23 protein-coding genes are annotated in these 20,740 nt (G+C 64.6%); 14 read left to right on the forward strand and 9 right to left on the reverse strand.

Going from position 1 to position 20,740, the window contains the following annotated elements:
* Positions 1-120 precede the first annotated feature (120 nt).
* Together AC4K8G_RS10535 and AC4K8G_RS10540 are read left to right on the forward strand one after the other, a co-directional pair.
* Positions 121-558 (forward strand): RrF2 family transcriptional regulator, encoded by a 438-nt coding sequence (locus AC4K8G_RS10535; protein WP_491734105.1) that lies wholly within the window; start codon positions 121-123, stop codon positions 556-558.
* Positions 559-571: 13 nt separating this feature from the next.
* Entirely contained in the window at positions 572-1,003 is a 432-nt protein-coding gene (locus AC4K8G_RS10540) for a hypothetical protein (RefSeq protein WP_491734106.1), read from the forward strand.
* A 1-nt stretch (position 1,004) separates the two neighbouring features.
* Here the strand turns inward: AC4K8G_RS10540 and AC4K8G_RS10545 are convergent, their stop codons facing one another.
* Positions 1,005-1,202 (reverse strand): hypothetical protein, encoded by a 198-nt coding sequence (locus AC4K8G_RS10545; RefSeq protein ID WP_491734107.1) that lies wholly within the window; start codon positions 1,200-1,202, stop codon positions 1,005-1,007.
* A gap of 130 nt (positions 1,203-1,332) precedes the next feature.
* Between AC4K8G_RS10545 and panB the strand changes: the two genes are divergently transcribed.
* The gene (gene panB / locus AC4K8G_RS10550) at positions 1,333-2,202 is read left to right on the forward strand and encodes a 3-methyl-2-oxobutanoate hydroxymethyltransferase (protein ID WP_491734108.1); all 870 of its coding nucleotides are present in this window, start codon (positions 1,333-1,335) and stop codon (positions 2,200-2,202) included.
* 3 nt (positions 2,203-2,205) lie between these two features.
* Here panB and AC4K8G_RS10555 read toward each other — a convergent pair whose 3' ends face one another.
* Positions 2,206-3,627 carry a M20/M25/M40 family metallo-hydrolase gene (locus tag AC4K8G_RS10555; RefSeq protein WP_491734109.1) on the reverse strand — a complete coding sequence of 474 codons (1,422 nt, stop codon included), beginning with the start codon at positions 3,625-3,627 and terminating at the stop codon, positions 2,206-2,208.
* 184 nt (positions 3,628-3,811) lie between these two features.
* On the opposite strand from AC4K8G_RS10555, the gene AC4K8G_RS10560 reads away from it, so the two are divergent.
* The 4 genes from AC4K8G_RS10560 (at position 3,812) to AC4K8G_RS10575 (ending at position 7,757) form a co-directional block, all read left to right on the forward strand.
* Positions 3,812-4,510: a tetratricopeptide repeat protein gene (locus AC4K8G_RS10560; RefSeq protein WP_491734110.1), complete on the forward strand. Its 699-nt coding sequence runs from the start codon at positions 3,812-3,814 to the stop codon at positions 4,508-4,510.
* Between the two features lie 8 nt (positions 4,511-4,518).
* Entirely contained in the window at positions 4,519-5,853 is a 1,335-nt protein-coding gene (locus AC4K8G_RS10565; protein WP_491734111.1) for a PQQ-binding-like beta-propeller repeat protein, read from the forward strand.
* 40 nt (positions 5,854-5,893) lie between these two features.
* Entirely contained in the window at positions 5,894-7,243 is a 1,350-nt protein-coding gene (gene der / locus AC4K8G_RS10570; RefSeq protein ID WP_491734112.1) for a ribosome biogenesis GTPase Der, read from the forward strand.
* Between the two features lie 79 nt (positions 7,244-7,322).
* Positions 7,323-7,757, forward strand: coding sequence for an Hpt domain-containing protein (locus AC4K8G_RS10575; RefSeq protein ID WP_491734113.1), 435 nt, complete (start codon positions 7,323-7,325; stop codon positions 7,755-7,757).
* Here AC4K8G_RS10575 and bfr read toward each other — a convergent pair.
* The 7 genes from bfr to AC4K8G_RS10610 are packed head-to-tail and all read right to left on the reverse strand — an operon-like array spanning position 7,754 to position 14,054.
* Positions 7,754-8,236: a bacterioferritin gene (gene bfr / locus AC4K8G_RS10580; protein WP_491734114.1), complete on the reverse strand. Its 483-nt coding sequence runs from the start codon at positions 8,234-8,236 to the stop codon at positions 7,754-7,756. The genes AC4K8G_RS10575 and bfr overlap by 4 nt on opposite strands.
* Before the next feature lie 52 nt (positions 8,237-8,288).
* Positions 8,289-8,480: a (2Fe-2S)-binding protein gene (locus tag AC4K8G_RS10585; protein WP_491734115.1), complete on the reverse strand. Its 192-nt coding sequence runs from the start codon at positions 8,478-8,480 to the stop codon at positions 8,289-8,291.
* Between the two features lie 39 nt (positions 8,481-8,519).
* The gene (locus AC4K8G_RS10590) at positions 8,520-9,182 is read right to left on the reverse strand and encodes a CPBP family intramembrane glutamic endopeptidase (RefSeq protein ID WP_491734116.1); all 663 of its coding nucleotides are present in this window, start codon (positions 9,180-9,182) and stop codon (positions 8,520-8,522) included.
* A gap of 51 nt (positions 9,183-9,233) precedes the next feature.
* On the reverse strand, positions 9,234-9,683 hold the full coding sequence (locus AC4K8G_RS10595; RefSeq protein WP_491734117.1) for a hypothetical protein: 450 nt from the start codon (positions 9,681-9,683) through the stop codon (positions 9,234-9,236).
* 19 nt (positions 9,684-9,702) lie between these two features.
* Positions 9,703-11,961, reverse strand: a complete 2,259-nt coding sequence (gene purL, locus AC4K8G_RS10600; RefSeq protein ID WP_491734118.1) for a phosphoribosylformylglycinamidine synthase subunit PurL — start codon at positions 11,959-11,961, stop codon at positions 9,703-9,705.
* Between the two features lie 33 nt (positions 11,962-11,994).
* On the reverse strand, positions 11,995-13,656 hold the full coding sequence (locus AC4K8G_RS10605) for a serine hydrolase domain-containing protein (RefSeq protein ID WP_491734119.1): 1,662 nt from the start codon (positions 13,654-13,656) through the stop codon (positions 11,995-11,997).
* Between the two features lie 59 nt (positions 13,657-13,715).
* Positions 13,716-14,054 (reverse strand): hypothetical protein, encoded by a 339-nt coding sequence (locus AC4K8G_RS10610; RefSeq protein WP_491734120.1) that lies wholly within the window; start codon positions 14,052-14,054, stop codon positions 13,716-13,718.
* Between the two features lie 87 nt (positions 14,055-14,141).
* Between AC4K8G_RS10610 and AC4K8G_RS10615 the strand changes: the two genes are divergently transcribed.
* From AC4K8G_RS10615 to AC4K8G_RS10645, 7 genes are all read left to right on the forward strand, one after another.
* On the forward strand, positions 14,142-14,372 hold the full coding sequence (locus AC4K8G_RS10615) for a hypothetical protein (RefSeq protein WP_491734121.1): 231 nt from the start codon (positions 14,142-14,144) through the stop codon (positions 14,370-14,372).
* On the forward strand, positions 14,369-15,100 hold the full coding sequence (locus AC4K8G_RS10620; RefSeq protein WP_491734122.1) for a hypothetical protein: 732 nt from the start codon (positions 14,369-14,371) through the stop codon (positions 15,098-15,100). Before AC4K8G_RS10615 ends, AC4K8G_RS10620 begins: the two co-directional genes overlap by 4 nt.
* 273 nt (positions 15,101-15,373) lie before the next feature.
* Entirely contained in the window at positions 15,374-15,871 is a 498-nt protein-coding gene (locus AC4K8G_RS10625; RefSeq protein ID WP_491734123.1) for a division/cell wall cluster transcriptional repressor MraZ, read from the forward strand.
* Positions 15,868-16,824, forward strand: coding sequence for a 16S rRNA (cytosine(1402)-N(4))-methyltransferase RsmH (rsmH, locus tag AC4K8G_RS10630; protein WP_491734124.1), 957 nt, complete (start codon positions 15,868-15,870; stop codon positions 16,822-16,824). The genes AC4K8G_RS10625 and rsmH overlap by 4 nt, the downstream gene beginning before the upstream one ends.
* Positions 16,821-17,600, forward strand: a complete 780-nt coding sequence (locus AC4K8G_RS10635) for a hypothetical protein (protein ID WP_491734125.1) — start codon at positions 16,821-16,823, stop codon at positions 17,598-17,600. The genes rsmH and AC4K8G_RS10635 overlap by 4 nt, the downstream gene beginning before the upstream one ends.
* Complete coding sequence (locus AC4K8G_RS10640; RefSeq protein WP_491734126.1) at positions 17,597-19,309, forward strand: peptidoglycan D,D-transpeptidase FtsI family protein; 1,713 nt, start codon at positions 17,597-17,599, stop codon at positions 19,307-19,309. Before AC4K8G_RS10635 ends, AC4K8G_RS10640 begins: the two co-directional genes overlap by 4 nt.
* A gap of 9 nt (positions 19,310-19,318) precedes the next feature.
* Entirely contained in the window at positions 19,319-20,734 is a 1,416-nt protein-coding gene (locus AC4K8G_RS10645; RefSeq protein WP_491734127.1) for a UDP-N-acetylmuramoyl-L-alanyl-D-glutamate--2,6-diaminopimelate ligase, read from the forward strand.
* The last annotated feature ends 6 nt before the right edge of the window (positions 20,735-20,740 follow it).

Raw genomic sequence — 20,740 nt, forward strand, 5'->3', positions numbered from 1 at the left:
AGGATTTGCGGAATCTCACGGCCGTGGCGGCAAGGTTAAATGGCGTTCATTTGCTATGGGTTGCTTCCAAGCCGGCTCACTTGTGCCGATCCACTGTTGCGCGCTAGGGTTTGGCCCTGAATGATTGCCCAAAAGACCCGGTACGCATTGCGTTCGCTTCTCTTCCTTGCTGAAGAGCAGGGCGGATTGCCGGTTCAGCTCGGCCGCATTGCCGAGACTCAGCGGGTGCCGCCGAAATATCTCGAGCTGATCATGCTCGACCTGAAGAAGGCGGGGCTGGTGAAAAGCGTGCGCGGGCCGAAGGGCGGCTACAAACTGTCGCGCTCGCCGGAGGAAATCTCCTTCGGCGAGATTGTCCGCTCGATGGAAGGGCCGATCGCCCTGGTTTCCTGCGCGAGCGTCAACTTTTATGCTCCGTGCGGCGACTGCCAGGACGAGGCGACGTGCGCGATCCGCCGCGCTTTTGCGGTCCTGCGCGACCAAAGCACTGCAGTGCTCGACTCGATTTCGCTCGCGCAAGGGGCGCAGTGGGAAGAGCGCCTGGCGGCTGAGATCTAAAAGGGGGGGAAGCATGGACAAGCGATACGCGCCGCGGCCTGTCACGCGTTGGTATTTGCCGGCCGCGGTTGCTGCGTTGGTTCTAATGGCCTTGCCGCTGGTCGGTGCAGCGATTCACTTGTCGACGGATCCCTCGACGCTGCCGCTCGATGAGCGCGCACAATATGCGGCCGAACCTTTGTGGATGGTGCTCGCCTTCGGGCTGACTGGCCTTGCGGGTGCTCTTGGCGGACTGATGCTGGTCTTGCGCCGAACTGCCGCCCAACCGCTGATGCTAGTGGCACTGGCCGCGATCGCAATCTGGTTCGTAGGGCTGTTCGTAAATGCCGGGCTGCGGGACTTATTGTCGACCGGGCAGATCGCCGCTGCGATCATCGTCGTCGCAATCGTGTGGACGATATTCTGGTTTGCACGCCACTCGCGGCAGCGGGGCTGGCTCCGCTGAGTTAGCGCGGGAAGTTGAACCTCTTTTCGGCGGTCGTCTGCTCGACAATCGCCGCCTTCTCCACCATCGGTGCGTCAGCAGTCTCGTGCTGAGGGGGCGGCGTCTGCGGCCGGGCTAGCGCCAAGGTCGGAAAGGCAAGCAAAACCGCCAAGCCGACATCGCCAATCAAATGGCGGTCGATCATCGAATTCTCCATCATTCCACTCGGGCGGCTGCGCCCGTGCACTTGCGTGGTGTGACGCGCAAAACTGGTTCAGGTTCCAATAATTACGGGATCGAAACAGCGTTTCGCTGGCGGGGTTAACGTTGGGCCGTTAGAAGGCCGCGCCATGTCGACCTTCACGATCGATACAAGCACGAGCCGCGCAACTCCGTCGCCGGTACCCGGAAAGCGCATGACCGCGCCGTCGATCCGCGCTCGCAAGGCCAATGGAGCGACCGAGCAGCCCATCGTGATGCTGACCGCCTATACGATGCGCACCGCGCAATTGCTCGACCCCCATTGCGACATGCTGCTGGTCGGGGACAGCCTCGGCCAAGTCATATACGGCCTGCCGTCGACCATTCCCGTCACCATGGAGATGATGTGCGCCCACGGCGCCGCCGTAGTCCGTGGCAGCTGGCACGCGCTCGTCGCGGTCGACATGCCGTTCGGATCCTATGAAGGATCGCCGGAGCAGGCGTTCGCCAGCGCATCGCGGCTAATGAAGGAAACCGGCTGCGCGGCCGTCAAGCTCGAGGGCGGCGAAGCGATGGCGCCAACGGTCGACTTTCTCACCCATCGCGGGATCCCGGTGATCGGCCACGTCGGGCTGACCCCGCAGGCGGTCAACATGCTTGGCGGGTATGGCGCTCGGGGCCGCGAGAAGCGCGAGGCCGAGAAGATCATCGCTGACGCGCAAGCGATCGATCGGGCCGGCGCGTTCTGCATCGTGCTCGAAGGCGTGCTCGAGGATATTGCGAACGACGTTGCGAAGGCGGTCGAGGCGCCGGTCATCGGGATTGGCGCTTCGGCCCAGTGCGACGGGCAGGTGCTGGTCACCGAGGACATGCTCGGCCTGTTCGAGCGCACGCCGCGGTTCGTGAAGCGCTACGACGATCTCGCGTCGCGCATTGGCGAAGCTGCGCGGACCTATGCCGACGAGGTCCGGGCGCGAACCTTCCCAACGGCGAACCAGACCTATCGGCCGAAAGGCTGAACCTCAGTTCGGCTGGTTGGCGTAGATCTTCATCAATTCGAAGAGATAGTCGCGACTTCTATACAGGTCGGCCACGTTCGCCTTCTCGTTGAGACCGTGGATGCCGTTCAGATTTGAATCGAGGAACATACCGGAGATTCCATAGGTCGGAATCCCGACCGGGGTGAGGAACGCCCCGTCGGTGGCCCCGGCCTGCATCAGCCGCAACTGCGGCACGCCGGGGTACATTTTGGCCGCGAGCGACTCCGCCGGGCCAAGGACCTTCGGATCAAGCGGCGGTGGCGCAGCAGCGGCGCTCCGCACTTCCGGAATCGAGACCGCCACCTTCGGATCGCCGATGACCTCAATCAGGGTCTGGCGAACATCCTCTGAAGTCGCGCCGGGGAAGATCCGGCAATTCACATTGGCCCGCGCGCGCTGCGGAAGAGCGTTGGTGGCATGTCCGCCGTCGAGCATCGTCGCGACACAGGTGGTGTGGAGGATCGAGTTCCACGCCGGGTTACGCTCCAGGGTCTCGCGCGCCGCCGGATCGGCCGGGTTGGCGACGATCGCCTTCATCGCTGCCCCTTCTTCGCCGCCGCGGATCACGGCCATCTTGGCGAAAAAGTCTCGCGTGGTGGCGTTGAGAGTGACCGGGAAATCATAACCCTCGATCCGGACGAGCGCGTGGGCGAGGTGATAGATCGCGTTGTCCGGCACGGGCCGGGAGCTGTGACCGCCCGGATTGGTGACTTCGAGCTGATAGTTTTGCGGCAATTTCTCGCCGACCTGGACGCCGAGGTAAGTGGGTTTGCCATCAGCATCGAGCTGGCCGCCGCCGCCTTCGTTGATGGCGAACTCGGCGTCGATCAGCTGACGCTGGTTCTTCGAAAGATATTCCGCGCCGTTGAACGCACCGGCGGTTTCCTCGCCGCAGGTCAGCGCCAACTTCAGGGTCCGACGCGGATGGAAGCCCTCTTTCTTGAAGCGGGCCATGGTGTCGACCCAGATCGCCGCCATCGCCTTATCGTCGATCGTCCCGCGTCCGTAGAAAAAGCCGTTCTCCTCGACGAGCTTGAACGGGTCGCGAGTCCAGTCTTCGCGCTTCGCTTCGACGACGTCGATATGGGCAAGCATCAGGACCGCCCGCGCCTTCGGATCCCGGCCGGGCAGAATCGCCACCAGCCCGCCTTCCTTTGGATGATCCGCGACGCTGAAGGGGTGGAGATCGGATTCAGGGAATCCCGCAGCGCGAAGATGATCGGCCATTTTTTTCGCCGCGAGCGTGCAATCGCCGACCGAAAGCGCCGTGTTGGTTTCGACCAGCTCCTGGTAGAGCGCCCTGAATTCGGCCTGGTCCGGGCGGATCGGCGGCGCGGCCGGTGCGGGGGTGGCCGCCATGCTGCTCGTGACCAGTAGAAATCCTGCCAGCGCGTTCCTGATCATGTTTTTCCCCCCTGCGACCGCGGAGCCTGCGTCGGCTGAGGGGGCAGCGCAAGAGTTCATCGTCTGCCCCTTTGCCTTTCGCGGCGCAGCCGCTAGACGATGCGCCGCCAGCTTCCGTTCATCTAGCGTGCGAAAGGAAGCGACCGGCATGAGCATTCCCGATCACGTGGACTGAGGAACGTCTTTGGCGCAGCCCCCTGATATCAGTGACACTTTCCTTCGCGAGGTCGACGAGAATCTGCGCCGCGATCGCGCGCGCGATTTCGCGAAGAAATACGGCAATTGGATCATTGCCGGCCTGATTCTGTTCCTCGCCGCAAGCGGCGGGTTCATCTGGTGGAAGCAGCACCAGGTCGACCGTTCCGAGGCACAGGTCGAAGAGCTGTCGACGATCTATCGCGACATTGGGTCGGGCAAGTTCGACAAGGCGCCGAAGCAGCTCGACGAACTGGCGACCAGCGGCAGCAAGGCGGTTCGCGCATCGGCGCTGTTCGCAAGCGCGGCGCTCGCCCTCCAGAAAAATGACAACAAGCAGGCGATCGCCAAATATCGCGAGATTGCCGGCGATGGCGGCCTGCCGCAGCCGTATCGCGACGCGGGCCTGATTCGCCAGACCGCACTCGAATTCGACCAGATCAAGCCTGACGAAGTCATCTCGCGCATGCAGCCCTTCAACAAGGCGGGCAATCCGTGGTTCGGAACGGCCGGAGAAATGACCGCGCTGGCCATGATCAAACAGGGCAAGCGCGCTGAGGCGGGCCGGCTCTTCGCTGCCATCGCCAAGGACAAGACCGTGCCGGAGACGATCCGCGGCCGCGCCGTCCAGATCGCCGGAAGCCTCGGCGTCGACGCCAGCAGCGCGCTCGACAGCCTGGCCCAGTAGGACCGACAATGAACAACCCCAAGTTTTTCCGCGTAACCGTGCTCATCGCTGCCGCGCTTGCTGCGAGCAGCTGCGGCATTTTCAAGAAGGGCTCGGGTCCCAAGACTCCGGTCCTTGGCCAGCGCATTCCCGTGCTGACCAGCGACGCCGACGCCCAGGTCGACCCGGATACGGCTATCTTGCCGATGTCGCTGCCGGATCCGGTGGCGAATGCCGACTGGGCGCAATCGGGCGGCGACGCCGACAAGTCGATGGGCCATGTCGCGCTCGGACAAGCACTCAGCCAGGCTTTCCTGGTCCAGGCCGGTCGCGGCAGCAGCCTCACGATGCGGCTGGCGGCCGCGCCGATCGTCGCCAATGGCCGCGTCTACACGATCGACACGCTCGGCGCCGTTCGCTCGTTCAACGCGCAGACCGGCGCGATGTACTGGGCAAGCCAGACGCCCAACGAAAAGGGCAACGAACGTTCGCTCTACGGGGGCGGCATCGCGTTCGACAATGGCCGCATCTACGCGACCAACGGCCTCGGCTACGTCTCGGCCATGAGCGAACAGACGGGCGGCATCCTCTGGCAGGTCCGGCCCGGCGGGCCGCTGCGGGGCGCCCCGACCGTCGCCAACGGCGCGCTCTATGTGATGAGCCAGGACAACCAGATCTATTCGCTCGATGAAAGCAATGGCTCGACCAACTGGTCGCAGGCCGCCTCGCTCGAAATCGCGGGCGTGTTCGGGACCGCTTCGCCCGCCGTGGCGCAAGGCACCGTCGTCGCCGGCTTCTCGTCGGGCGAGCTTAACGCCTATCGCTACGAAAACGGCCGCCAAGTCTGGCAGGACGCGCTTCAGCGGACCAGCATCACCACCAGCGTGTCCTCGCTATCCGACATCGACGCCGATCCGGTGATCGACAACGGCCAGGTCATCGCCATCGGCCAGGGCGGCCGCATGGTCGCGCTCGAGCTGACCACTGGCCAGCGCCAGTGGGAGCTCAACATCGCCGGCATTACGACGCCGTGGGTCGCGGGCGACTGGATCTTCGCCATCACCGACGATGCCAAGCTGCTCTGCATCTCGCGGCAGAACGGCCACATCCGCTGGATCAACCAGATGCCGCAGTTCGAGCACCCCAAGGGGAAGAAGGGCCAGATCGATTACCTTGGTCCGATTCTCGCCGGCGGACGGCTGATCATCGCCGGCTTGAACGGGACGTTGATCAACGTCGATCCGACCACCGGTAACTTCCAGAGCCAAACGAATGCGGGTGCTGGGATCAGCGTTCCTCCGGTCGTCGCCAATTCGACGCTGTACGTTTACGACGACGCCGGCCGGCTCCACGCGTATCGCTAGGCTATCGCGGCGCGGCTAACGCGCTGCTATCGCCCTCACCATGCCGCTTCCCACCGTCGCCATCGTCGGCCGTCCGAATGTCGGCAAATCGACCCTGTTCAACCGGCTCGTCGGCAAGCGCCTGGCGCTGGTTGACGATCGCCCGGGCGTGACGCGCGACCGGCGGGAGGGCGAAGCGAAGCTGGTCGGGCTCGAGTTTAGGGTGATCGATACCGCTGGATTCGAGGATGAGGACCCCCAGACGCTGCCGGGACGGATGCGCCAGCAGACCGAGGCAGCCGTACGCGACGCCGACGCAGTCCTCTTCATGGTTGACGCGCGCGAGGGCCTGACTCCGCTCGATGAGGAGATTGGCCGCTGGCTCCGGGTCGAAACGACCCCGGTGATGGTCGTCGCCAACAAGGCCGAGGGCCGGGCGGCCGAATCCGGAATTTTCGAAGCTTTCCGTCTCGGCCTCGGCGACCCGATCGCGATCAGCGCCGAGCATGGCGAGGGCGTCGTCGACCTGTTCGAGGCGCTGCGTCCCCACGTCGAGCGCACCGGGGCGGATGAGGAAAGTGAAGAGCCGGCCGAGGGTGGCCCCCTCCACATCGCGATCGTCGGGCGGCCCAACGCCGGCAAGTCGACCCTGGTCAATCGCATGCTCGGCGAGGAGCGGATGATCACCGGCCCCGAAGCCGGGATCACGCGCGATTCGATCAGCCTTGAATGGGAGTGGGAAGGCCATCCGGTCCGGCTGGTCGATACTGCGGGCCTTCGCAAGCGCGCCAAGGTCGAGGACAAGCTGGAAAAACTGTCGGCTGCGGACACCCGGCGCGCGATCGATTATGCCGAAGTCGTCGTGCTTCTGCTGGATGCAACGCGGGGCCTCGAATCGCAGGACCTCAAGATCGCCGACCAGGTGATCGAAGAGGGGCGGGCGCTGATCATCGCGCTCAATAAATGGGATGTCGCCGACAATGCGTCGTCGCTGTTCAACGGGGTCAAAGCGGCCCTCGCCGAAGGCCTCGCGCAGTTGAGGGATGTGCCCCTGCTCACCGTGTCGGCGAAAACCGGCAAGGGCATCGACATGATCCTGAAGGTCGGGTTCGAGCTTCGCGAAGCCTGGAGCCGGCGCGTCCCAACCGGTGAACTCAATCGCTGGTTCGAAGAAGCGATAGAGGCCAACCCGCCGCCCGCACCCAAGGGCAGGCGGATCAAGCTCCGTTACATCACCCAGGCGAACACCAGACCGCCCACCTTCGTGGTGTTCGGTAATCGCACCGACGAGCTTCCCGAGAGCTACCGGCGGTACCTGGTCAACGCGCTCCGGCGCGATCTCAAGCTGGGATCGGTGCCATTACGGCTCAATTTCCGTGGGCGAACCAATCCGTTCGACCGAGGCCGCTAAGGCAAAGTTTACTGTTTGAAGTCTATCCCTGCAGCCGTGGGACCACGGCCGATCTCGTTCGGCTTTTGAGGAGTAAGGTGTGACCGACGAAGCTCGGGACATCGTCGATTGGGCGTATTTCGAGAAGAACCGGTCCGAGCTCGGCCCGGGCTTCATCCGCATCTTGAGCTATTTCAAGGAGGATGGAGTTAAATCGATCGCCCAGATCGAAGCCGCCATGCGCGAGCAGAATACGACTGCGCTGGTCATTCCCGCGCACACTTTGAAAGGCGAGTCGCGACAGCTCGGCGCTGAGCCACTGGCCAAGATTGCCGAGCTTATCGAGACCACCGCGCGCTTCTGCATCGAGAGCCACCGTTTCCCCGACGAGCTGGTGCCCAAGGTGGTCGAGCTGCGGCAGCTGTTCGATCAGACGATCGAGCTGTTCGACAAGGCAACCAATCCGCTGATGACTCGCGCCGCGCCAGGTGGTTTCGGCCGCAAGGTCGGCAATCAGGGATTTGGCCGGATCTAATCGGCCTCCGCAGCTTCGCTCTGAAGCTGGATGTAATTCTGCATTCCCATCCGAGTGATCATCTCGAACTGTTGTTCGAGCGTGTCCACATGCTCTTCCTCATTCTCGAGGATCTCGGAGAATAGGTCGCGGCTGACGTAGTCGCGAACCTTCTCGCAATGCTGGATCGCACCGCGCAGCTGGATTAGCGCCTCGAGTTCAAGCTCGAGGTCGGCCTTTAGAACTTCCTCGACGTTCTCGCCGATGTGGAGACGTCCGAGGGCCTGGAAATTGGGCAGGCCGTCGAGGAAAAGGATCCGCTCCGCCAAGCGGTCGGCATGCTTCATCTCGTCGATGGATTCGCTGCGTTCGAACTTGGCGAGCTTGTGAACGCCCCAATTATCGAGGAGCCGGTAGTGCAGCCAGTATTGGTTGGTGGCGGTCAGCTCGTTCTTCAGCGCTTCGTTGAGCAGCTCGAGGACCTTGGCGTCGCCCTTCATTCGTCAGCCTCCCGTTGCCGGGCGGATGCGCGTTCAAGTGGCGACGGTCAAGTCAGGCGACGAGCTTGAGGCGTGGCCGCTGGCCAACCGCTTCGTCGATCACTTCTTGGGCATAATCGAGGCAACAACCGCACTGCACCTCGCAGCCGAGCTTCGCATAAGCGTCCTCGGACTCCCGTGCGCCGGCGAGTGCCGCTTCGCGCACTTCCTTCTCGGTGATTCGATTGCAGACGCAGACGATCATGAAGCGCCATATAGCGCTAATGCGACTTACTCGCAACTATTAGCTGCCAGCTCCGAGCAGCGGAAGAAGGACGTTCGGAACGAAGTCCACCGTGAAGTGCGCGATGATGTTGGCGACCAGGTCGCGTTTCCACAGATAGAAAGCGGTGAGCACCGCCCCCAGGACCAAGGCGATCAACATACCGGCCCAGCCCTGGCGAAAATGGAAGGCCGCGAACAGGACCAGCGCAATGCCGGCGGCGATCCACTTGCTGCCGGTCAGCGACTGCAGACGCTCGATCGCATAGCCGCGGTACATAACCTCTTCCGAAATGCCCGCTCGAAGCACGGTCAGGCTGGTCACGGGCAGCGTCCGCGAGATCGACTGGCCTTCGCCGTAGTGAATCCCGAGCGCGCTGTAGGCGGCCAGCATCCCGATCGCGGCCGCGAACGAGACCACAGCGAACAGAATGCCCCAGCCTAAAGAGCGGCCGAGCCGGTCCGTCCGGATCCCGATCGACGACAGCGGCAGGCGTTCGCGGGATACGACAAGCCACAGCAGCAGGCCGGTGATCGCCAGGATGGAGAGCTCGCGCACGACGATCGCGCTGCTCGCCATCGGATCGGGCGCCAGCATCCGGTGCAGGGTGGTCACGGCCGGGATGCCGAGGAGCGCAATCGCGAGCCCGGCAAAGGTCCATTTTGAATCGAGGCGGCTGGTCATCGCTCAATCCTATATTGATTCGAGGGCGTAACAATATGGTTTGAGCGGTACCTATGCCGTGCGCGACTGGAGATAGCGCTTCGCGACATACGTCATCGGAATGCCGACCAGCACAATGTGCGCGAAGGCCTGCGTGACGATCGACAGGGTCTTGGGTGGCAGCGGCGTGCCGAAGCGCAGCGGCACCACCAGCCAGTTCATCACGAAATAGGTGATCACGCCGAATGCAATGCCGGTACGCACCGGTGTCCCGAGCCGTTCGGGCTTCCAGCGGAGGAGGAGCATCAGCGCGGTCGCCATGACCGCCATCAACGTGAAGTGGACGACAAGGCCTAGGATTGCTCCGCTCGTCCCCATACCAGTAGCCGCGGGGAACGGACCGGACGCGACGTAGCGAAGCATGTCGGGGATGTGCCGGCCGAACGCGACGGTCAGGATCATGGCGAACAATATGTCGAGCGTCCCGCTGATCGCGGTCGCGATGGCAATCGGTCGAAGCATGATCCCCCCGTTTCTGCGGCTAGAACTCCGGCGTCAGCTCGCTTCCCATGAGCTTCGGGAAGAAGCCCTCGTGCGCGGTGCGGAGATTGGTGAGTGAGATGGACTGCGGGCCGCCCCGCTCGACTAGGTCGAACGTAAGGGAATCGCCGCCGGTGGTGCCGATCGGCACGGCGAACAATTGCGCGTCATTGGCCAGCGCGCGAACCCGGTCGGGATCGCTGGTCGTCACCACATAGCGGCCCTGGTCTTCGCCAAACAGGATCGCGCCGACGTTCGGGATTTGAGGCACGACGGTCATCGTCATGCCGATGCCACCGGCTAGGGCCATTTCCGCAATGGCGATCCCTGCGCCGCCATCGGCACAATCGTGCACCGCGCTAACCAAGCCGTGATTGATGAGCTTGCGGATGCACTCGCCGGCGCGCCGCTCGACCGCGAGGTCGACCGGCGGGGGCGAGCCTTCACGCCGCCCGTGACACACCTCGAGCCAAAGGGACTGGCCGACGTGGCTGTCGCTGTGACCGATCAGGATCAGCTGCTCGCCTTCGCGCTTGAACGCGATGGTGGCGCTCGCTTGCCAATCGTCGAGCAGGCCGACCCCGCCGATTGCGGGGGTGGGCAGTATGGAGCTGCCGCCGCCCGTCGCCTTGCTCTCGTTGTAGAGGCTGACGTTGCCGGAGACGATCGGGAAATCGAGCGCGCGGCAGGCGTCGCCCATGCCGCGCAGCGCCTCAACGAACTGGGCCATGATCTCGGGCCGCTGCGGGTTGCCGAAGTTGAGGCAATTAGTGACTGCCAGGGGCCTCGCGCCGACCGCGCAGAGGTTACGATAGGCTTCGGCGATCGCCTGCTTCCCGCCTTCGTACGGGTCGGCATAGACGTAGCGCGGCGTGCAATCGGTGGTGATCGCCAAGGCCTTCCGGCTGCCGTGGACGCGCACCACCGCCGCATCGCCCCCCGGCCGCTGTACCGTGTCGGCGCCCACCGACTGGTCGTACTGCTCCCAGATCCAGCGGCGGCTGGCGAGGTTGGGCGAGCCCATCAGCTTTAAGAGGTCACCGGCGATGTCCGTGCTTTCGGGCGCCTCGCTGAGAGGCTTCACCTTCGCCCAGGCTTTGTAGTCCTCGAGGCTCATGTATGGGCGCTCGTAGCAGGGCGCGTCGTCGGCGAGCGGGCCGAGCGGAATATCGCACACCACCTCGCCGTTGAACTCGAGCACCATGTGCCCGGTGTCGGTCACCTCGCCGATCACCGCGAAGTCGAGCTCCCACTTCCTGAAGATCTTCTCGGCCTCTGCCTCGCGGCCGGGCTTCAGGACCATCAGCATCCGCTCCTGGCTTTCCGAGAGCATCATTTCATAGGGCGTCATGCCGGTCTCGCGGCACGGCACTTTGTTCATGTCGAGGCGGATGCCGGCGCCGCCTTTGCTCGCCATTTCGACTGACGATGACGTGAGGCCTGCCGCGCCCATATCCTGAATGGCGACGATCGCATCGGTCGCCATCAGTTCGAGGCAAGCTTCGATGAGCAGCTTCTCGGTGAACGGGTCTCCGACTTGCACGGTCGGGCGCTTTTCATCGCTATTCTCGTCGAAATCGGCGCTGGCCATGGTCGCGCCGTGGATGCCGTCGCGGCCGGTTTTGGAGCCGACGTAGACGATCGGATTGCCGATTCCGGTCGCGGCCGAATAGAAAATCTTGTCGGTCTTCGCGACGCCGACGGTCATCGCATTAACGAGGATGTTGCCGTCGTAAGCGGTGTCGAAGTTCACTTCGCCGCCAACCGTGGGGACGCCCACGCAATTGCCGTAGCCGCCGATGCCGGCGACGACGCCGGCGATCAGGTGACGCATTTTGGGGTGGTCGGGCCGGCCAAAGCGCAGCGCGTTCATGTTGGCGACGGGCCGCGCGCCCATGGTGAAAACGTCGCGAAGGATGCCGCCAACGCCCGTCGCCGCGCCCTGGTAGGGCTCGATGTAGGATGGGTGGTTGTGGCTCTCCATCTTGAAGATGCACGCGTCGCCATCGCCGATGTCGATTACGCCAGCGTTCTCACCGGGGCCGCAGATCACCCACGGCGCTTCGGTCGGCAGCTTTTTAAGGTGGAAGCGCGAGCTTTTGTAGCTGCAATGCTCCGACCACATGACCGAGAAAATGCCGAGCTCCACCAGGTTCGGCTCGCGGCCCATGGCTTTCAGGATGCGGTCATATTCTTCTTCGCTGAGCCCATGCTCGGCGACGATTTGCGGGGTGATGGTCGGGGCTTCGAGAACGTCCATGGCGGCGCTCCTAGCCGTGCTGGCGTCGCAAGCCTAGATATCGCGGCGGACGAACTTCTCGCCCGAGAAGATCAACGTCTGCGGACGCCCGTCGACGACGTCGGCAAATGAGGCGCGTTCCGGTGACCAGGCTTCCTCGCCGACGCGCCAGAGATTGTCGCCAATTTTGGTGAGCGGCGTGTCCGTGCCCATCCACAGCTTGCCGCCGCGCTCGACGATGGTCCCGATGCCGGTCCACCACGGATTGTCGCTGGCATAATGCCCGGCGAGCCGCGCGAGCGCGGGATCCGAGGCCGGAACGCTACCGCCCGACCCATTGTGGACATAGGCATTGGGGCCCCACGCCGCGCCGACGACCGCGGGCCCCTTTCTGTCGACCGTCAGGGCGAAGCGGCGGAAGGTCGGATGGAGCGTTCGGAAGACGTTTCCGCCGACATATTCAAGGTCGGCCGAGCGGCCGTCCGCGACGATGATGAGCGGCTTTCCGGCGCGGATTTCAAATGATCCCCCCGGGCCGGAATAGCGGCCGATATAGGCCGCGGGACTGGTCAGGGGCGTGTCGACTCGCGGTGGCGATGGCAGCGGCTTTCCGGCCAGCGCGGAAGTCAGCGCATCGACCGCGAAGCGCGACAACAGGCGCGGACGGTAATCGGCGAAGGCGGTGATCGTGGAGCTCGCAAATGCCCCCACGCCGCTCGCCACGTCGATATGGAACGACGAAGAAAAACTGACCATCCCGCCAGTGTGGTGGAGATAGGATCGGCCGGGGCTCGCGACATGCATCAGGCCGTTGCCGTAGGTCATTCCCGGCGTGTCGCTGAGGACCGCGTGGGTTGTGTAAGCCTTCGCAGATGCCGCTGGCAGCCCAAGCCCGCCGCGGCCTTGCGCGGCGTCCGCCAGCGATCGCATAAAGCGGTTCATGTCGTCGGCCGTCGAGGCGACGCATCCCGCGCCTTCCACAACATCGACCCACGCCGCCGGCGCGAGCGGGACCCCGCGAACGAACGGCGTGATCTGGTCGGCTGCCTCATAGCCTTGCGCGTAAAGCAGCCGGTCGGGAGCGAGGATTGCCCCTCGCGAGCGATTCATGCCGAGTGGCGTGAACAGCCGGTCTTCAAGCAAGCGGCCGAGCGGCTTGCCGCCGGCATGCTCCGCGAGCTTCCCGAGCATCGCGTAAGCCGTGTTCGAATAATGCCAGTGAGCGCCCGGCGCGTAAGCCGTCCACAGTCCGCCTGCGGGGAACATGGGGGCGTCGCCGGGAAGGCCCGCGACATGATCGAGCAAATGCTGCACCTGGATCGCATTTCCGGTCGGCAGCGCAAGACCGGGAAGCAGTTTATCGATGCGGTCGGTGAGACTGAACCTCCCCTCGGACGCGAATTGATGGAGCAACGCTGCGACCATCAGCTTGCTGATGGAGCCGACCTGGAACAGGCTATCGCCGGTGATCGGCGCTCGCGCTTCGGCGTTGGCAAAGCCGAAGTTCAGGACGGTCGCGAACCCGTCGGGGGTCGTCACCCCCAAGGTCATCCCGGGGAGCCCGTAATAGCTGCGATGCTGCTCGCCGTAGGATTGGATTGCGCTGAGGGCAGCGGCGAGGCCCGGGCGTCCCTGGGCCAAGGCGGGCAGGCTGAACTGGCCCGCCAGGGCTGCGGTCAATGCGCCGCCCGTGAACCCGCGCCTTGTAAGATGCATGGATGAAACCCTTCCCTCCGCGACCTGATCAAAGGCCGCGGAGGGAGAGTCAAGCAAGGTCAGGCCTTGCAGCTCTGCCCGTTGTAGCTGACGGTCGAGCCGTGGGCGTCGCCCTTGAGGCTCGGCGAACCGGCCGCAACCACCGTGCCGACGTCATCGCTCTTCTTCTTCACGCGCGCGCTGCCGTCCGACAGCCAGTCGATGTAGACGAGGCTGTTGTCCTTGCAGCGGTACGACTTGCTGGCCGCGACTGACGGCGGGAGAACGACCGGCCCGTTGGCGGCGTCGTTGAAATCGTCCTGTACCGGACCACCGGCGACGATCGTGTGATCTTCCTTGTTGCAGCCGGCTAGCGCGGCGGCGGCAGCAAGCGTGATGAGCAGAGCTGTGCGAGTCATGGTTCCGGCCCCTTCGCGACTGCAACAAGCAGCGTCAAGCGTGATGCTTGCATATTGTCGAGGCGAGCCATAGCTTCGTCGATATCGATGCCTTACCAAGCCGGAAGCAGCGCGCAGCGCATTCGCATCGGGCTCACCGGCCTCGCTTTCGCATTCCTGTTGGTGCTTCTCGGCTCGATCATCAGCCGTTCCAGCCGCGATGGCGTCATGAACGCAGCCGAGCAAGCCGCGGCCAATGAGCCGAGCGAGCCCTTGGCCGAGCTCGGGGTTGCGCCGGGCGCTTCGGATACGACGAACAACAGCAGCGAGAAGAAATGACTCGCGCCCGCGGGCGTGCGATTTTCGGTATCGTCGCGCTGCTCATCATCGCAGCTGCAAGCCTCGCTTATGCGCTGAGGCGGCAGCCGGCGGCGAGCCCATCTACGCCGGCGGCCAAGCCCGTACTCTTGCTGCTCACCACTTTGCCGCTGATGTTCGGCGAGGATTTTTCGCTCGAAGGTGGCGGATCGCCGGCCCTCACCGCGCTCCAGGCGCACTATCGCGTGATCCCGATCAGCACGACCGACGGGTCGGAGCTCGCCAAGGGGCGATTGCTGCTGATGGCGCATCCGCAAGCGCAAACCGCCGAGAATTTGGTCGTGCTCGATTCCTGGGTGCAACGCGGCGGCCGGGTGATGATCCTGGCCGACCCGATGCTCGAATGGCCGAGCGAGCACCCGTTGGGCGATCCGCTGCGGCCCCCACCGATGTTCGCGGACACCGGTCTTCTCGGTCATTGGGGATTGCGCCTCTTTGCGCCCGATCAAAGGGGCCGGAAGGCCGCGACGCTTGGGGGCTATCCGGTGGTCACCGAGTCACCGGGCGAACTTGAAGGCGAGGGGAGCTGCGCGGTCAGTAAGGACCGCCTGGCCGCCCATTGCCGGATTGGGGAGGGCCGCGCGACGATCATCGCCGATGCCGACTTGCTGGACGTTGCGGACCTCGGAAACGGCGCCGACCATAATCTCGATGCCATGTTGTCCGAGCTTTCGGAGCTTCACCGTTGATTCGGAAGCGATTCGCTAAATCACAGACTTATCCACAGGGTTGTCACCGCGGTCCGGGGCCCGCCCAAGCCCGTTCTGACCCACGAAAAAGCCGCGGAAATCCGCGCTTTCCCACGATCTACCCATGAAATCCCATAAAATCCCATTGTATCCCGCCCAACCTTGAGTTACCAACACAGGCTGTAGCGCGGGGGCTGACCCTAAGATTCGAACCCGGACGTGGTGCGCGTGATGACGCGCAACCGCGAACGATAGCTCGCGCGCGAACGGGGAGTGGACGTGGCGCTAGAGCATCTGTTTCAGGGCAGCGCGCTGAACGCGGTCGACGGGAAGGGCCGCGTATCCATCCCGTCATTCCTGCGAAGCGTGATCGAGCGCCGCGGCGATGCGCGCACGATCGTCCTCGCTAAGCACGAAGCCTTTCCCTGCCTCAGCGCCTATGACCCCGCCTACGCGGCGCTGAAGCACGCCAAGCTCGAACGGCTGCTCGAAAAGGAAGAAACCAGCGCCGACGCGCAGCTCGAATATCAGCAGCGCAACCTGATGGCGTTCGCGGCGACCGAAGAGGTCCCGTACGACAGCTCCGGCCGGATCCTGTTTCCGCCGATGATGCGCCGCAAGGGCGAGATCGGCGAGCTCGCGCTGTTCCTCGGCACCGGCGAGACATTCCAGATCTGGAACCCTGAGCTGCTGCTCAAGGACTCACGGATTCCCGACGACCTCAAGGACATCGCTCGCTTCCGCCTCGAAGAGCGCGGAGCTTCGTCATGACCAGCACTGGCTCACGCAAGGCCCCGCATGTGCCGGTGCTGGTCAGCGAAGTGATCGCAGCGCTCGAAATCCGGGAAGGCCAGACCTTGGTCGATGGCACCTTCGGAGCAGGCGGCTATACGCGCGCCATGCTCGCCGCGGGGGCGGGACGAGTGATCGGTTTCGATCGCGACCCCGATGCGATTGAAGCCGGACGGTCGCTCGTCCCGGACTCCCGCCTGACCCTGGTCGAGGAACGGTTCAGCCAGATGGATCGCGCGCTCAGCGAGCGCGGCATCGGCCTGGTCGACGCGATCGCACTCGATATCGGCGTGTCGTCGATGCAGCTCGACCGCGCCGACCGCGGGTTCTCGTTTCAGGCTGACGGCCCGCTCGACATGCGGATGTCGAAATCCGGCCTGACCGCTGCTGAATATCTGAATTCGGCCGAAGAGGCCGACATCGCCCGGGTCCTGCGCGACTATGGGGAGGAGCCGCGCGCCCGGGCGATAGCCCGCGCAATCGTTGCCGAAAGACCGGTTGAGCGCACCGCCGAGCTGGCCGCGATCGTTCGCCGCGCCGCAGGCTTTCGCCCCGGCCAGAAGAGCGATCCGGCGACGCGCACCTTCCAGGCAATCCGGATTCACCTCAATGCCGAGCTCGACGAGCTCGAGCAGGGACTGGCGGCGGCCGAACGCTCACTGCGCCCCGGCGGGCGTTTGGCTGTCGTCACCTTCCACAGCCTCGAAGACCGGATCGTGAAGCGCTTCTTCCGTGAACGCAGCGGCGCCACGCCTGCGGGATCGCGCCATCGCCCGGTGATGGTCGATCCGACCGAACCGACCTTCGAGCGCGTCGCGAAGCCCGTTTCGCCGAGCGAGCAGGAGCTTGCCGCGAATCCGCGCGCCCGTTCCGCGCGCCTTCGTTCCGCCGTCCGCACGTCCGCTCCGGCCAGAAAAGAGAGCCTGCAATGAGCGCCCCCAACTTCCGCTCCCTGACCATGGCCGCGACTTGCGCCGCGGCTGCGCTTGGTTGCTACCTCGTCTCGCTTCGTGTCGCGTCGGAGCGCTCATCGCTGGAAGACGTCGAAACCAAGATCGTTCTTGCCCAGCGCGACCTGCGAGTCCTGCAGACCGAGATCGGGACCCGCGGCCGCCTGTCGCAGCTGGAGCGCTGGAATGCTGGCGCGTTCGCGCTCTCCGCGCCATCGGCCGACCAGTTCCTTCGCGGCGGGTTTGAACTCGCGCGGCTCACCCAGCCTCAGCACAAGGTCGATTTCCAGGCGCCGGTGGTGCTTGCGTCGGCCCCGGCTCCTGAACCGCATAAGGCCCCGATCGGGGAAGAGGTCACCGATGATAGCGGAGCAACGGCGACAGTCGTGGCGCCGGCCCTGCTTCATCAGGCAAGTCTGAAAACCGAGACGCGCGAGGTCCCGGCAAGGCCAGTCGCCTCATTGCCCGAGGCGACGGGAACAAAGTCCACGGACAGGCCGGTCACAGCGGCGAAGCCGGCCCCATCCAAGTCCGCGGATAGACCGGGCCTCGCGGCCGCCCAATCTGCGCCAAAGAAGCCGGTCGTGAAGACTGCTTCGGTGGCGGCCAAGCCAGCGCCGAAGAAATCGGTGGATAAGGTCGTGCTCGCTGCGCCGAAGCCGGTGACAAAGCCCGTGCGGCTTGCGAAAGCTGACCCGCTTGCGCCGTTGCCGGCCAAGCAATCCGGTAAATCCAAGGACGCTTCCGCCGCCCGATGAACGCTCCGACGCCCGCTCTCGTCGCGCCACGGCCCGAGCGGCTCCGTCTGGTCGGTCAGCGGCGGCAAACGCTGGCCGTCATGCACCAGCGGCTTATGTTCGGCATGCTGGTTTACGCCGGCATCGTCGCCATCATCGCGCTTCGCATTCTCTATCTTGCGGTCTTTGGTGATCACGCCGGGCGCAAGGAAGGGCTGACCAGCCTCATTCCCGAACGGGGCGACATCGTCGATCGCGACGGCGAGCCGCTGGCGCGGACGATCGATGCGTGGACCATCTCTGTCCACCCGACCAAGATCATCGGCGATAAGCTAGCGCTCGCCCGGCAGCTTGCGCGCCTGATGCCCGAACAGACCGAAGAGCAATATTTTGCGCTCCTTCGCTCGGGTAAGCCGTTCTTCTACCTGCGCCGGCGCGCGTCGCCGGGCCTGGTCGAGGCGGTGAATGCGCTCGGCGAGCCCGGCCTCGCGATCGAGCGCGAGCCCGACCGCCTCTACCCGCAAACGACGCTTGCGGCGCACGTGCTCGGCTACACCGATATCGATGGGCAGGGCGTTGCCGGCATGGAGCGCGCGTTCCAATCGCAACTGGCGGATCCGAGCACGCGCGGGACGCCGCTGGTCCTGTCGATCGACAGCCGCGTCCAGCAGGCGCTCGAGCATGAGCTCAACGACGCTATGACCCACTTCTCGGCGATCGGCGCCGCAGGCGTGATTCTCGATGTCCACACCGGCGAAGTCCTGGCGATGACCTCGCTTCCCGAGATCAATCCGAACCTGCCCGGGGCCTCGCCTCCCGAAGCCCGGTTCAACCGCGCGACCCAGGGCGTTTACGAGCTCGGATCGACGTTCAAGCCGTTCACCGTCGCCATGGCGATGGACAGCGGCATCATCAAAAGCTTCGGACAGCAATATAATTGCCCGAATGCGCTCCCCGCGTACGGTCATATCGTCCATGACACGCACCCGTTCGGTCGCATCTGCACCGTTGCTGAGATCATGGAGGAAAGCTCCAACATCGGCACTGCGCAGATCGCCGACCAGCTTGGCACGGAGCGTCAGAAATTCTGGCTCAAGAAGATGGGCTTCACCGGCCCGGTCCCGATCGAGCTCAAGGAGCGCGGCCGGGCGCTGACGCCAGGGGTGCGCTGGGGTCCGTTCGAAACGATGACGGTCGGCTTCGGCCAGGGCATCGCCGTCGCGCCGCTCCAGCTCGCGATGGGCTACCAGACCCTGTTCAACGGCGGCGTCTATCATCAGCCGACCCTGCGCAAGATCGGCCCCGGCAACCCGCTCGGTCCGGGCAAGCGCGTCTTCACCGCCGATACCAGTTACCGGATGCGCGCTCTGCTGCGGCTCGTGGTGATGAAGGGCACCGGCAAGAAGGCCGACGCGCCGGGCTATCGCGTCGGTGGCAAGACCGGCACCGCGCAGAAGCTGATCAACGGCCGTTATAGCCAGACAATCAACATCACCAGCTTCGCGGGTGTGTTCCCGATGGACGATCCTCGTTATGTGATCGTCGTCATGCTTGATGAACCCAAGGCGACTCCTGAAACATATGGCTTCACGACCGCCGGTTGGAATGTCGCGCCAGTAGTCAGCCGTACGATCAGTCGGATCGCGCCGATGCTCGGAGTCCAGCCGCAAATGAACCGTGAGCCCGACATGTCGCAGGTCATGCCCTTCGTTCACGAAACGAAGGAGTAAAATACGACAGTGCGGCTACGCGACTTGGCTGACGTCGATTCGGATTCGACGGTGACCGGCTTTGCACTCGACCATCGGAAGGTCGCGCCGGGCAGCGTGTTCGGCGCCTTCAACGGCGCAATGTTCAATGGTGAGGATTTTATCGGCGACGCCGTCGGCCGCGGCGCGGTGGCGGTCGTTGCCCGTCCCGAGGCGACGGTCGGCCAGGTGCCGCACCTTGCCGACGCTCAGCCGCGCCGTCTGTTCGCGGATCTCGCGGCCAAATATTACGCCCCCTATCCGGGAACGGTGGTCGCCGTGACTGGCACCAACGGCAAGACTTCGACCGTCGAAATGACGCGCCAGATCTGGCGCATGTCGGGGCACCGTTCGGCGTCGATCGGGACGCTCGGCGTGACTACTTCGGACGACCAGGTAAAGACCGGGCTGACCACGCCCGACATCGTCACCTTCCTCAGCAACATGGCCGGCCTCAAGAAAATGGGCATCGACCATGTCGCCTATGAGGCATCGTCGCACGGTCTCGACCAGCATCGCGCCGAGGGCGTGCCGCTGGCCGCCGCCGCGTTCACCAACTTCAGCCGCGACCATCTCGACTATCACGGGACGATGGACGATTATTTCGAAGCCAAGATGAGGCTGTTCGATGAGCTTCTGCCCGCGGGCAAACCGGCGGTCATCTGGACTGACGATCCGAAGTCGGACGAAGTCATCGAACGCGCGCAGAAGCGCGGCCACGACCTTCTGACAGTTGGCAGCAAGGGCGACACGATCCGTCTTGTCGACCGCTCTCCGAGCGCGCTCGGCCAAACCCTGATGCTGGAACATGGCGGCAAGCCGTATCGCCTCGCGCTGCCGCTGATCGGCGCTTACCAGGCCGCCAATGTGCTGACCGCCGCGGGCCTCGCGCTTGCGACCGGCGGGAAGTGGGATGCGACCTTCTCGGCCATGCAGCGCGTCGCGCCGGTGCGCGGCCGCCTCGAGCGCGCGGTGATCAGCCGCGACGGCGTCCCGGTCTATATCGATTATGCGCACACGCCCGACGCGCTGGAGGCGGCGATCGCCGCGCTTCGCCCGCACGTTGAGGGCCGTCTCATCACCGTGTTCGGCGCCGGCGGCGACCGCGACCAGGGTAAGCGCCCGCAAATGGGCGAGGTCGCGACGCGGCTGTCCGACGTCGTCATCGTCACCGACGACAACCCTCGCAGCGAAGACCCGGCGGTGATCCGCGCGGCAGTGATGGCGGGGGCGCCGGGGGCGACGGAGGTCGGCGGGCGGCGCGAGGCGATCGCCGAGGCGATTCGCATCGCCAAGGCCGGTGACATCATCCTCGTCGCGGGCAAGGGCCATGAGACGGGCCAGATCGTCGGCGATCGGGTGCTGCCGTTCGACGACGCGCTGGTGGCGCGGGAGTGCGCAGCTTGACGGAGC

This window comes from Sphingomonas sp. SP3 (genome assembly GCF_058514305.1).

Excerpts from the sequence above, each read along its gene's own strand:
- AC4K8G_RS10535 (WP_491734105.1), top strand. The coding sequence starts at position 121 with ATGATTGCCCAAAAGACCCGGTACGCATTGCGTTCGCTTCTCTTCCTT.
- AC4K8G_RS10540 (WP_491734106.1), top strand. The coding sequence starts at position 572 with ATGGACAAGCGATACGCGCCGCGGCCTGTCACGCGTTGGTATTTGCCG.
- AC4K8G_RS10545 (WP_491734107.1), bottom strand. The coding sequence starts at position 1,202 with ATGATGGAGAATTCGATGATCGACCGCCATTTGATTGGCGATGTCGGC.
- panB (WP_491734108.1), top strand. The coding sequence starts at position 1,333 with ATGTCGACCTTCACGATCGATACAAGCACGAGCCGCGCAACTCCGTCG.
- AC4K8G_RS10555 (WP_491734109.1), bottom strand. The coding sequence starts at position 3,627 with ATGATCAGGAACGCGCTGGCAGGATTTCTACTGGTCACGAGCAGCATG.
- AC4K8G_RS10565 (WP_491734111.1), top strand. The coding sequence starts at position 4,519 with ATGAACAACCCCAAGTTTTTCCGCGTAACCGTGCTCATCGCTGCCGCG.
- der (WP_491734112.1), top strand. The coding sequence starts at position 5,894 with ATGCCGCTTCCCACCGTCGCCATCGTCGGCCGTCCGAATGTCGGCAAA.
- bfr (WP_491734114.1), bottom strand. The coding sequence starts at position 8,236 with ATGAAGGGCGACGCCAAGGTCCTCGAGCTGCTCAACGAAGCGCTGAAG.
- AC4K8G_RS10585 (WP_491734115.1), bottom strand. The coding sequence starts at position 8,480 with ATGATCGTCTGCGTCTGCAATCGAATCACCGAGAAGGAAGTGCGCGAA.
- AC4K8G_RS10590 (WP_491734116.1), bottom strand. The coding sequence starts at position 9,182 with ATGACCAGCCGCCTCGATTCAAAATGGACCTTTGCCGGGCTCGCGATT.
- AC4K8G_RS10595 (WP_491734117.1), bottom strand. The coding sequence starts at position 9,683 with ATGCTTCGACCGATTGCCATCGCGACCGCGATCAGCGGGACGCTCGAC.
- purL (WP_491734118.1), bottom strand. The coding sequence starts at position 11,961 with ATGGACGTTCTCGAAGCCCCGACCATCACCCCGCAAATCGTCGCCGAG.
- AC4K8G_RS10605 (WP_491734119.1), bottom strand. The coding sequence starts at position 13,656 with ATGCATCTTACAAGGCGCGGGTTCACGGGCGGCGCATTGACCGCAGCC.
- AC4K8G_RS10610 (WP_491734120.1), bottom strand. The coding sequence starts at position 14,054 with ATGACTCGCACAGCTCTGCTCATCACGCTTGCTGCCGCCGCCGCGCTA.
- AC4K8G_RS10615 (WP_491734121.1), top strand. The coding sequence starts at position 14,142 with ATGCCTTACCAAGCCGGAAGCAGCGCGCAGCGCATTCGCATCGGGCTC.
- AC4K8G_RS10620 (WP_491734122.1), top strand. The coding sequence starts at position 14,369 with ATGACTCGCGCCCGCGGGCGTGCGATTTTCGGTATCGTCGCGCTGCTC.
- rsmH (WP_491734124.1), top strand. The coding sequence starts at position 15,868 with ATGACCAGCACTGGCTCACGCAAGGCCCCGCATGTGCCGGTGCTGGTC.
- AC4K8G_RS10635 (WP_491734125.1), top strand. The coding sequence starts at position 16,821 with ATGAGCGCCCCCAACTTCCGCTCCCTGACCATGGCCGCGACTTGCGCC.
- AC4K8G_RS10640 (WP_491734126.1), top strand. The coding sequence starts at position 17,597 with ATGAACGCTCCGACGCCCGCTCTCGTCGCGCCACGGCCCGAGCGGCTC.